This is a genomic window from Streptomyces sp. adm13(2018), from assembly GCF_008042145.1.
Classification (GTDB): Bacteria; Actinomycetota; Actinomycetes; order Streptomycetales; family Streptomycetaceae; genus Streptomyces.
Window position 1 is genome coordinate 1 of record NZ_RDBH01000180.1, and the last position, 2,290, is coordinate 2,290.

Genomic DNA, 2,290 nt, shown 5'->3' on the forward strand with positions numbered 1-2,290 from the left:
GGGTCGACTTCGTCGGTGACGTCGACGGGCTCGACCCCGTCGGCCGCGGCGGCCGGGAGGTCGGGTTCGTCGGTGGGGCCGACGTCGGCGTGGGGGCCGTGGTCGTCGTCGGCTCGTCCGAGGTCGACGGGGTGCCGGAGCTTCCCGGGGTGCTGGACGTACCGGTGCCCGGGGAGCCGGACGGCGAGCTGCTCCCGGACGCGGCGGGGCTCGGGGAGCCGGAACCGCTGGGGCCACCGGTCTCGTCGGGCCCGCCCTCCTCGCCCTCGGCGGGCCGCTCCTCGCCGTCGGTGCCGTCGTCGAGGGGGTCGTCGGTGGCCGTGCTGTCCGAGGTGACGTGGTTGGTGGCCGGGTCCTCGCCGTTGCCGGAGGTGGCGCCGAGGGTCACGACGGTGCCGAGGACCGCGACGAGCAGCGCGCCCGCGCCGACGGCGGCGAGGTTGCGGCGCGCGCCGCTGATGATGCCGCCGCGGAGGCTCTGACGGCCGGTGCCCTTGTCGGTGTCGGGGCGGGTGATGAGCGTCGGGCCCTCGTCGGCGAAGTCGGGGAACGCCGACTTCGCCGCGCCCCGGGCGGGGCCGCCGGTCGTCGGCGGCCTGACCGGGAAGGGGGCCGGCGGGGTCGTGGCCGGCGACGGGGCCGCCAGCGCCGGGAAGGGCTCGGCGGCCGGTCTGCGGCCGGGACCGCGCAGGGAGGGGATGCCACGGGGCGGCGAGACCGGCTCCTCGGCGCCGGCGGCCGGGGCGGGGTGCTCGCCGGAGAGGTCGGCGACCAGGGCGAGTGCCCGGCGTCCCGCGACGGTGCCACGCTTGTCGGCGAGCACCCCGCGCATGCCGATGGAGGCCTCCAGTTCCGCGCGGGCCCGCTCCAGATGTCCGGCGCACAGGGCGAGGACGCCGAGCTCGTGGTGGAAGTAGGCCTCCTCGGCGACCTCGCCGGCGAGCCGGGCGGCCTCCTGTCCGGCGCGCAGCGCCCGCTCCCAGGCGCCCCAGTGGAGTCCGGCGGCGAAGGCGGGAGCGGCGGCGCGGGCGAGGAGGACGGCGGTGGCGCGGTGCTCGGCCTCCGTCTCGGGGGTGCTCCCGTGGCCGGCGACGAGGACGGACAGGGCGGCGAGCAGGGCGTCGGACTCGGCGGCCGCCCGCTCGGGGGTGACGGAGGGGTGCGCGGCCCACCAGGCGTAGTGCTGGGCGACGGTGTGGGCGCGGTCGGCGGCCGCGTGGGCGGGCTCGTGCCCCTGGGCGAGGAGCTGGGTGAGGACGCCGGCGGCGAGCCGGTAGCGGGGGCCGACCGGGGAGAGCAGACCGCAGGCCCGCAGTTCGCCGAGGGCGGCGTCGGCGTGGGTGTCGCCGACGAGGGCCGGCAGGTGGGCCTGGTGCGGGACCTCGCCGCCGAGGGCGACGGCGAAGCGGAGGGCCGTCTGGGCGGAGCGGCTGAGGCGGGAGGCGAGCAGGGCGGCGGGGGCGGCGCCCTCGCCGAGGCTGGGCAGGGGTATCTCGCGCAGTTCGACGTCGGGGTCGTCGAGTCCGTCGAAGGCCGCGGCGGCGGCGGCCGCGGCGGCTTCCGGGTCGGTGGGCCCGAAGGCCTCCTCCAGGGCGCCGAAGGCGTCGAACTCGGCGGGGGTGACGCGGAGCCGGTCGCGCTGGCGGAGCAGGGCGCCGGCCTGGACGAAGCGGAGCGGCAGGCCCTCGGACTCGAACCACAGGTCTCCGGCCCAGTTGGCCTCGTCGTCGCTGAGGGTGCGGCCGACGGCGCTCTCCAGGAGCTCGATCGCGGCGCCGCGGCCGAGGCCGGCGAGGTGGATGTCCTCGACGTGGGCGTCGGGCGAGGGCGCGGGGGTGTCGGGTCCGGCGGCGAGCAGGAAGGCGCACTCGGGGGCGGCGGCGAGGAAGTCGTCGAGGGCGGCGCCGCCGAACTCCAGGTCGTCGACGAACACGACGGCGCCGATCTCGCGGAGCCGTTCGCGGAGGACGTCCTGGCCGGGCCGGTGGTCGGGGGCGTACCGGACGGCGGCGAACAGTTCGTGGAGGAGTTCGGCGGGGGTGCGGTGGCGGCCGGAGAGCCGGACGACGCCGTCGGGCGCGAGGTCGGCGCAGTCGGCGGCGACGGCGTCGAGGAGGGCGGTGCGGCCGGATCCGGCGGGGCCGCTGAGGCGGGCGGAGCGGCCGCGGCCGAGGATGCCGGAGAGGCGCTCGCGCTCCTCCTGGCGTTCGAGCAGGGGCAGCGTGGGCGCGGCCGGGCCCGGCGGTACGGGCGGGGTGGCGGCGCGGGCGGCCTCGGCGCGTTCCTCGGG

At 79.1% G+C, this 2,290-nt stretch carries 1 protein-coding gene; it reads right to left on the minus strand.

Going from position 1 to position 2,290, the window contains the following annotated elements; genetic code table 11:
• Positions 1–2,290, minus strand: a 2,290-nt coding sequence (locus EAO70_RS35205; protein ID WP_148006876.1) for an ATP-binding protein, incomplete at both ends; no start/stop codon positions are given.